The 10079-nt window shown below is 60.7% G+C and carries 3 protein-coding genes and 1 tRNA gene; all 4 read right to left on the minus strand.

What is annotated here, in order from left to right:
- The coding region (locus BW978_RS22990; RefSeq protein ID WP_280173608.1) for a peroxidase family protein at nt 1–7202 on the minus strand (7202 nt) is incomplete at its 3' end.
- Nucleotides 7203–7517: 315 nt separating this feature from the next.
- Entirely contained in the window at nt 7518–8441 is a 924-nt protein-coding gene (locus BW978_RS22995) for an alpha/beta fold hydrolase (RefSeq protein WP_083697700.1), read from the minus strand.
- A 138-nt stretch (nt 8442–8579) separates the two neighbouring features.
- Complete coding sequence (locus BW978_RS23000; RefSeq protein ID WP_076398604.1) at nt 8580–9551, minus strand: NAD(P)H-binding protein; 972 nt, start codon at nt 9549–9551, stop codon at nt 8580–8582.
- Nucleotides 9552–9985: 434 nt separating this feature from the next.
- Nucleotides 9986–10062, minus strand: a tRNA-Met gene (locus tag BW978_RS23005).
- Nucleotides 10063–10079 lie beyond the last annotated feature (17 nt).

The raw sequence follows: 10079 nt of genomic DNA on the forward strand, positions 1-10079 counted from the left end.
TCGCCGAGCCCGGCATTGATGACGTCATTGCCGTCACCGCCCGACACCACATCGTCGCCGTCCTCGCCACGCAGAATGTCCGAGCCGCCCTGACCCGCCAGAACATCCGTCCCAGAACCACCCAGGATCGTGTCGTCACCACCAGCGCCAACAAGCGCATCCGATGAGGCTGTCCCGATCAGCGTGAGGGGTGAACTTCCCGTCGTCGGAGGCACGACCACATCATCATCGTCAGCACCACCATCATCCGGGCCGTCGTCGTGGTCCTCGCCTTCACCGGCACCGACCAGGGCCGGCGCCTGACCGGTAAAGGTCAGCGAATGGCTGCCATTGGAGAGTGTCGTCGTACCGTCGCCATTGTCGGTTTCGCTGTAGTCTTCCGGATTGGCATCCGCCGCGACCTCGACGACATCCTGGGACCGCAAGCCGCCAATGATGGTGTCATTGCCGCCATTCGAGCGGAAGACGATCCGGTGGGCGGAACTGAGGCCCGAAATATCGACGGTGTCGTCGCCTGCAGAACCATCAATGGTGATGGTCGAGTAGTTCAGGCTCGTCGTGTCGAAATTGCCGATGACCTCGATAATGTCGCCGCCATTGGCACCGCCGTCCGGTCCACCATTGTTGTTGTTCTGGGAGACATTCAGCGTATTGATCCTGATCTCCTCGATGTTGTCGAGCTCGGCAACCACGCTCTCGACGCCATCCGCCAATGCGCGGGTGACGACGATCTCGGTCGTCGGCAGGAAAACCGTGCCCAGCATAGCCGCCAGTGCGGCATTCTGGTTGTTGGTCACGGCATAGATTCGGAACCGCTCGGCACCATTCTGGCCGCCAACTCCAGCCAGGACATATGTGTCATTGCCGATGCCACCATCGATGATGTCGCGACCCTGGTTGCTGGTCTGGTTGATCGTGTCATCGCCGCCACCGGCGAGGATCACGTCGTTCCCAGCGCCACCATCGAAGGTGGAGGCACTATTGTTCCCCGCCAGAATCTGGTTCCCGTTGCCGCCGTTGGTGCCTTGGTTCTGTGACAAGGTGACAGTTGCTGTATCGCTGTTCCCCCCGGTCGCAGTGTAGCCGAAGCTGCCGCCGGCCCCGGCATTCGTCGGATCGGTGAAGGTCACCGATCCTGGATTGCTGATGAGGTTCACTCCGGTAAGGCTGCTTTGGCCAGTCGTCGAAACGGCGGTGACGTCGAGCACATTGTCCGGGTCGCTGTCGTTGTAGAGCAGCGCCCATTCCGGGATGACGATCGCAGTGCCACGGCTGATGTTCGTGATGACCGTGTCGTTGTTCGCATTGGTTGGATCGTCGACAGGCGTGATGTTCACCGTATGGGTGGCCGGCTCGCTGTCGAGACGCCCATCATTGACGGTGACTTCGATAACCCGCGGTGTAACGGAAGGTGCGTCCGAACCGTTGGCGAAGGTGATCGCCTGAATCGCTGCCTGATAGGCCGAAAGCGTCGCTTCACCGGCAAGCGTCACCACGATCGCACCGCCCGCTTGCGTCGTCATCGCGGTAATGCCGTTTGGCAGCCCACCCACGGCGAGGCTGTCACCGGCCTGGGCATTGGTGAGAACCACCCGGGCCGAGACCAGGATTTCTCCGTCATCGGTGATCAACGGCTCCGAACCGACCGAAATCGGTCCCTGACCTTCGACAAATGTGCTTGCTACATCCTGAGTGGGCGGCGTGACCGGCTGCGTGCCGACAGCATTGACCGCCAGGTTGTCGATGATGAAACGCTCGGCTGCCACCAAGAAACCGCCTGCGTCGAGTGTCCCTTCGAGGCGGAAGCGGATCGCAACGCTGGAAGTGAAGCCTCCTCCGATCGGCAAAGTGATCGACTGGTTTCCGCCATTGTTGCCATCGAAAGTCGCCAAGGTGGCAAAGTTGACGCCATCCGCTGCATATTCGAAATGCAGTCTTTCAGTATCACCGAAGAAGCCGCCGGCGCTGACGCCTTCGTCACTCATGTTGAAGCTCACCGTCGCCGACCGCATGCCCGACAGATCGAGGGTCCGGGTGATCGTTGCACCGTCAGCCGCATTCGGATTGAAGCGGAGTTCGTTGCTGTTTCCCTGGTCGATCTGGACGTTTCCGCCCGTGACCGAGTTGGTCCCGTCGCCCGCCTCGACCCATCCCGAGGTGAAGCTGCTTGTGCCTGTATTGTTGGTGGCGCTCGCTGTGTTGAAGTTGTCAGCGAAAACAGATGTCACAGTGTCGAAGCCATCGAGCGCAATTTCCGGCGCGATATTGCGCAGGTCGAGCACCCGGTCGGCAAACTGGATCTTCTCGATGTTGAACAACCGGTCCGTGCCCTCGGCCTGCAAATTGCGGCCGGATACCGTGTCCACGACGCCTGCCGTGGGGTTGACATGAGCGACGGTGACGCTGCCGTCATCGTTGTAGGTGATCTCGTAGTTCTCGAAGTTGTCGTAGTAGAAGGCAGTATCGACATCGTCAGCGCCGCTGCCATCGACGATTTCACGGACCATGGCCAGCTGCCCTGGCCTGAAGGTACGGCTGAAGAGCAGGCTGTCGAGCGTAGCACCTTCCAGCTGTGCAATGGCATTCGCCTTCAGCATGCCGTTGACGAGATCGGATTCCAGGTAGACAAGGCCTGCCAGGCTGTCGGCCGTGTATGGGCCTCCCGGTGCGTCGATCCGGATGCGGACATTGAGCCACTTGTCGCCGTCGATGATATCATTGCCGCCCATGCCGCGGATCATGTCGGAGCCACCGCCGCCGAGCAGGATGTCGGATCCGTCGGATGTATCCATCACGGCGATCTGGCTGTCACCATTGGCATTGTTCGGGTTGGTCAGCGTGAAGCGCTCAAGATGCGCCACCAACTCACGTAGCCCTGTGATGTTGTCGACGTTCTTTTCGAGAAGCGCGTTGGAGAAGCTCTCGATCGGAGCATCCGGGGTGACCTGGGCCGCATTGCCGGCCGCATCGTAACCGCCAATGACGACGTCACGTCCCGTCAAGCTGTCATTGTTCTTCCAGCCGGACAGCCCTTCGACGAGATCGTAGCGGTCCCGCAGGATGTTGTTCTGCTGATTGACGAAGATGCTGACATTCATGTCGGCATCGGCGTCGTAGTCATTGCCCTTGAATGTCGTCCAGTCGAAGCCGGCCATGCCGTTGCTGCGGTTGATACCGATGCCCTGCACCATGATGTCGTCGCCGGACTCGGCGTCGAAATCCGTGTCGTTCTCGCCCGAAATCATGATGTCGTGTCCGATGACACGGGAGTTGAAGAACAGCTCCGAATTGTCTCCGGTCAGGGTGTTCATGTTCCCCTGGCCTTCCATCCAGTCGTCGCCTTCATTGCCATATACGACGCCGCCACCACCCGAGGCCGAGCGGATGTAGTCGTCGCCCTCGCCACCAAAGATGCTCTTGGCTTCCGAGCCGCCGGACAGGATGTCGGAACCGTCGCCACCGAAAACGAGGTCGAGCCCCATGCCGCCATTGATCAGGTCGTCGCCGGCCTCACCCTTCAGCACGTCGGCCGCGCCGATATCGGTGCCGCTGTCGGTGATGATGTCGGAGCCTTCGCCGCCATGAATGTGGTCGACGCCGTAGCCGCCTTCGATCCGGTCGTCGCCGCCCTCGCCCCAGATCGTGTCGTCGCCGGCACCGCCGATGATCGTTTCCGACCGGTTGGTGCCACCGAGCACGACATGCTCGCCGCCATTATACTTGATGTAGTCCTGAGCGCGGGTGACGAGGCTCTCGGTCCCTGTGATGGCGGAGATCACATCAGGCGCGCGGGTAGGGTCGGCGTTTCCGTTGTCTCCAAGCTCCTCGTTGTACTGTCGGGACTGATCCATCTCGATGATGTAATCGGCGGTCTGGAACGCCGCGCCATTGATATGCAGGCCGATTTCCTCGGTATCAGTGTTGCGACGGATCAGGTCGGCGAAGCTGTCGCTTTCGAGCTCCGTGAGCAGATTGAGGCCCTGGGTGCGGCTGAGATAGTAGAAGCGGTCACCATTCTGCAGCTTTTCGATCTGCAGCTCGAAGACGAAGGTGAAGGTGGAGCCGAGCATGCCGCCGAAGGGCATGAGGGTCTCGGCGAGGCCACCGATCCAGAAATCGACCTTGTTGAGACCGCCGAGCGTGCCGCCCGCATAGTCGCCAGTTGCGCTGAGGAAGTCGAGACGGTCGGACGGAGCGCCAGCACCGCCGAAGACGAGATCCCAGGCCGCATCACGCTTGGCTTCGGCTGTGGTAGCTGCCAGGATCGTGGCATGCGTGCCGTAGGCCGCGATGAAGTTCACGATAGACAGCGGGTTTTTCAAATTCTGGGCGAAATCGACCCAGCTCTCATAGGGCTTGAGATAGGTGTCCTGGGTTTGCTCGAAAATCTGTCGGCGCGCTTCGTTGAGCGAAGGTATTCCGGTTTCCCGGGCGCGGGCAATGTTGAGCGCCGCAAGATCGAGCGGCAGGCCCACCAGGTTGTCGCGCAGCGCGCTGGTCATGAACTCGTCGATTTCGTTGCCGGCCTGGCGCGTCATCCCGCGCAGGATGGCACCGGCGGCGGCATGCGCGTCGACGCCCTGGGCGTCGAACATGACCGGATCGAGGAAAGCGTCGATCAGGCCCTGCTCTTGCGCGCTGACCTGACCATTGGCAAATTTGAGGATATCGACATTCTCATTGAGCATCGAGTGGCCGAAACGATAAACGACCTGGGCGAACTCTTCGAAGATCGCACTGTCGATCTCGACGGAGTTCGAGAAGACGAACGGATCGATCTGGGGCGCAATGGCGCGGACGAACTCTTCGAAGACGAGGTGCTGGTAGACCATTTCCGTCGAGAAGCGGGCGGCTTGGAACAGGCGTTCGCCATCCCAGACGAGCGGCTGAGCTGCGAGGAAGGCTTCCTTGTTGGCCGCGGCAGCATAGCCCTGTTGCAAGGCCGCGAATTGGCCCGTGGTGAGATCAACAGTAAGCCATTCGTTCAGGAAGGCGAGATCGCCTTCCGCGATCAAGGTCTTCTTGACCTCCTCGACCTGTCGATTGTGCTCGCCATGGAACATGGCATGGGTCGCAGTCAGCGCGATGTTCTCGTTGCCGCGTCCGTCGCCGACAATAAAGTGACGGTCGAGAAGTTCATTGTCGTATGTGGACACCCCACCGAAATCGTTGGCGGTTGCCTGGGCATTTCCGGTCGAGAGATCAGCATCGGGGGTTTTCAGGGCATAGGTGGTCTGGCCCTGCATCGTGCGCGTCACCACATACTCGCCCGGCACGGCATCATGGGCGATGTCGTTGAGGAATGCGCGTCCGGCCGAAACGGCCTGCATGGCATCGACGGGGTCCAGAAGGTTCCCCTCCATAGCCTCGTCCGGCGTCACCAGCTGCGGGAACCCGTTCTCGCCGCGCACGAATTCACCGTAGAAATCGGTGAGAACGGCCGGCACGGCATGTACGTTCAGATCATGCAGCTTGATGCCGAGGACGAATTCCGCCTGGTTCTTGATATCCTTCCAGGTCGGCGGTCCTCCGGTTGCACTTTCCAGCATTTGGCCGGTCGCGACCGGCTTGCCCCCCACGAGCACATACTCGCGCAGGAAAACCTGGTGCGACGGGTTCGACGTGTAGACCTGGTTGAGGTCAATCCACGGTGTCGTCTCATTGGTGTGGTCCCGCACATCATCGGCAGTGCCGAGAATGCCATCGGCTCCAGGATCATTGGTGGCACGGGTGAGAACCATGAAGTTGGTCGGGCTGCCCTCAATGTAAAGCGGATCGTCCGGCTGCAGCGGAATGTAGACCGACCCCGAGCTGCCCTTGGTGGTGAGGTCGAGGCCATGGTCGAAGAACTGGCCGAAAATGGTCATGAAGCCGTTGAAAGAGGCCGTATCTCCAAGGTCCGCAGCGATATTCTTGATGAAGACGTTGTCGCCATCCATCTCGACTCCATGTGACGTCAACTCCGAGATGACGGCAGCATCGGCCGCCGCTGCCGCAGCTTCAGCGGCCTCCGTCGCAGCGTCCTCAGTCGGTATGGCATTGCGGATTTCCGTCGCAGCGACCAAGGCGTCATTGGCAATGTCCAGAGCCGTTTCCGCGGTGTCGACGGACGCATTTGCCGTCGTCACAGCCAGATTAGCAGCCGACAGATCCGCTTGGGCATCGCTCACGGCATCCGCCAGTGTTTGCTGCAGCAGAATCGCCGATTGCAGATCCCCAACGGCTGTAGACTGGAGCGCCTGTGCCGCGTCGAGCGCGGCGTCGGCATCCTCGAGCACTTCGGCCGCATTCTGATAGATCAGGGACGCGTCCTGGTAGGCCTCGAAGGCCACATTATAGGCGGCCGCATTCGCACCAGACGGATTTGCCTGGAACTGGACCAGCGCTGCCTGCATGGCCTGCTCGGCAAGACCCATTTCGGCAAAGGCGATGTTGCGCGCAAGGGTCGCGGTATCGACTTCGGCCTGCGCATCATTGACGGCAGTCTCTGCCACGATGGCTGCCGATTGGGCGCCGGACAATGTCGGGGCATGACCCGCCAGCGCTGCATTTGCGGCAACGAGCGCAGCTGCGGCCGTGGCTTGCGCGGCCAGCGCCGGCTGTAACGCGCTATTGGCCGTCGCAAGCGCATCTTCGGCATCCTCGACAGCGGCCGCGGCAGACACGACGACCGCATCGGCGGCATCATATTGTGCCTGAGCTGCGTCGACGGCTCCGGCAACCGCCGTATGAGCGGCCCTCGCGGCCGCCTGCAGCTGCATGACCTCACCGACGATTGCAAGCGCCTCCGCACCGGTGATGCCCAAGGAGGCGAGAGCACCCGAAATGGCAGCCGGATTGTTGATCGATTGATCGGCAACCAGGTTGGAAATGATGCGCGGCTGGCTGTCATAGACGCTGCCGGATGTCTGGGCATAACTCGTGGGCGTGCCGGTCCGCGGATTGTTTTCCGCCGGTAGGAACTGGGCGTCCAGCAGACGAACCATCGGCTGGTCGGCCGATCCGAAGCGGGTCATCCCCGGCTGGAAGTTGTTGAAGGAGCCGTCGACCGTTCGCAGGCCATATGGCAGAAGCGGGCTCGAAACCAGGTCCTCGAGGGCCACCCTTGGATCGACGCCAGCATTGGAAGCCTCGACATGCGCTTCCGCGATCTTGATCTGACGCAGAATGAAATCCAGATCGTTCTTGTTGAGCTGTACCATGTGTTCGCCGGGTTTCCCCGCCCCCTCTTGCTGACCTGTACGGCCCAGACGACCTGGAATGCACAGTTTCCTAGTCTCAAGAGTGTTGGATGCGACGGGCCAGCGCCATGTCGCTTGGTCGAACGAAAAACTCCCTGAAGGTCGGAAAGCCAGGAGGGACTTTGTACCCTATGGCGGTGCAGACATCAGAGAGGCTGCCTGTTTTCTTGTGTCGTTACAGAAGTGGTGGTTTCAACACTTGTCGTCACACTGAAAAGCGCCGGCTTTGGTGCGCATACGTCATCCAAACTTGGCAACCCTGCTTCAATGGATCCTCTATGGGGCCTGGTCTGACAGGAAACGCTCCAAGGGGATGAGTGACTGAACCGGATCTTCCTCGAAGGGCAGATGGCCAAGGCCCGGCAGGCGGACTAGCGTCGCACTGGGTAGGTCTTGCAAGTAGTCATCCGCGTTGCTGATCGGGATCATGCCGTCTTTCTCGCCCCAGAGAAGCAGCGTCGGGGCCTTGATACGGGCGAGCGTTGGACCAGGTTCGAGCAGGATCACCTGGCGCAGGCGTTCGAGGATTGCCGGTCGCACGCCAGGTGCCAGCATCATGTCATGGTAGCGGGTGACGCTCGCCTCGCTGAGGGCTTCAGGGTTTCCATAGGCGGCGGCCAGATTGGCCTTCAACAGGCTGCGCGGGGCCGTATAGGGCAGAGCACGCATGATCAGCGGCGTCGCTGATTGCTTGTCATAGTCGAAGCCTGGACTGGCGTAACCGTCGGGAGAAACCAGGATGAGATTGATCATCCGATCCGGATGCAGGGCGGCGAAGTTCCAGGCAATGCGTCCGCCCAAGGAATTGCCGATCAGGCTGGCGCGGTCCACATCCAGCTGATCCATCAACTCATGCAGGATCTTCATGGTGCGAGCGTCGGTATAGTCGCCCGTCGGATCTGGCCCGGTCAGCCCAAATCCCGGCAAGTCGAACCGAACAACCCGGTAGCGCGTCGACAAGGCCTTTGCCCATTCCTCCCAGGTCTCCAGGCTGGCACCGAACCCGTGGAGCATGACAATGGCCTCGGCGTCCGACGGGCCGGTGTCGCGCAGCCGCAGACGAACCCCGTCGACAGTGCGATAGTCGCCTTTATAGATTTCTTCCAACGCTGCACGCGGTTTGTCGGGCTGATAAAGCCAGACGGACATGGCGATGATCCCAAGGACAATGAGCCCGGCCAGCCAGGCAAAGATTGTCATCATCCTCTTCCCTCTTCTGGCCATATCCTGCTCCGCATCATGCCTTCGGATTGTCTCAACCTACCACTCTCCTGGCGCTCGCATGGCAACAGAACCTTGCGTCCGTCGGACTGCAGACCGTTCAGCCCACACGGCAAGCTAGAAGACGGCGTGGTCTCCCCTGTCAGGCAGGTCGCCGCCGGCCACGACAGTGCGGTAAAAGTCGAACAAAGTCTGGGAGCCTGTCGAAGGCGTGGCATTTGCATCGTACCGCCCTGTGTGCGGATCGAGCACCAGCATGGACTCGGTTGCGTAGTAGCGGCCGATCCGCGCGAGTTCCGCCTTCTCGCGCAGGGCCGGTGCGATCAGGCCAAGAGTCGCGAGGCTACCGATAATGCCGTCGAGCAAGGCGATAGGAACGCATCGAAACTTCGGCTGGCGCCCGAGGATTTCAAAGAGTGCCTCGCCCTGCTGGCGTGGTGTGATCGCCTCACCCGGCCCACCGATCGGCAAGATGCAGTTCCACAGGCGCGCATCTTCCAGGCAGGAGACAAGATAGTCACCCAGATCGCCATCGCTGATGGGCTTGCAGGAGGTCAGTGTGCCGTCTCCGAAGATCAGGAAAGGGCGACCATTGCGGACGCGGTCGATCTGACCGGACAAGGATTTGAAGAAGGCAGTCGGGCGCACGATGGAATAGCGCAGACCGGACGCCATAAGGGCTGCCTCAAACGCCAGCTTCGCCTGTTGAAAGGCGAGGAGCGGCTTCTGCACGCAGATGGCAGACAAAAGGACGAAGTGATCAACGCCTGCACGCTGCGCCGCTTCCAGCACGTTGAGCTGCCCGCGGTGGTCGATGGCCCAGGCATCTTTCGGCGCACCGGTGCGTGAGGCCATGCAGGAAATCACGGCGTCGAAACCGGAGCCGGAAAATCCGTCGCGATCCAGTGATACGGGATCGGAGACATCCACAAACCGGAGGGATGCACCCTTCAGCATTTGAGAGAGTGTCGTTGGAACGCTCGCGCCACTGGCAACAGCAGGCGGCCGGACAAAACAGACCACCTCATATCCCCGCCGCACGAGAGCCGCAGATGTCGCACGACCGATCGTGCCGGTGGCGCCCAGCAGGCAGACACGCTTGGAGGTTTGCAGGCCGGAGCAGCCGGGATTTGCCGATGTGCCAGTGCCTGTCACCATGTCCCCATCGTGTGAGCCTGCAGTATGCGCAGTTTACAGCCACCAGTATTAGTCGCGTTTCTGACGAAAGCCCACGAAGTAATTTTGCTCTGGTCCAGAAGGTTGTCGTGCTGCCGTCACCTGACGGCAAGACCGCCAAGCTGACGGTTCACGGCAGGTTACTGCCATCCTCGCCGCGATCAAGGCGGTTGATGAGCAAACTGCGCAATAGCGCGGTGCGCTGCATGCGAAGTACGCGCGCCGAGTCAAGGCAACGGAGTGCATGAGGACTGAGGAGAAGCTGGACTTTATGACGCTCTTGCGTGCTTCCACGACTGAGCGGGAGGCCTGACGGTTTCCGATTGTGTATTCATTTGGGGATGATTTGGTTGCGGGGGCAGGATTTGAACCTGCGGCCTTCAGGTTATGAGCCTGACGAGCTACCGGGCTGCTCCACCCCGCGCCAAGAGCGCAACTTTG

The organism is Rhizobium sp. RU33A, from assembly GCF_900156055.1.
Lineage (GTDB): Bacteria > Pseudomonadota > Alphaproteobacteria > Rhizobiales > Rhizobiaceae > Allorhizobium.

Excerpts from the sequence above, each read along its gene's own strand:
- BW978_RS22995 (WP_083697700.1), bottom strand. The coding sequence starts at position 8,441 with ATGACAATCTTTGCCTGGCTGGCCGGGCTCATTGTCCTTGGGATCATC.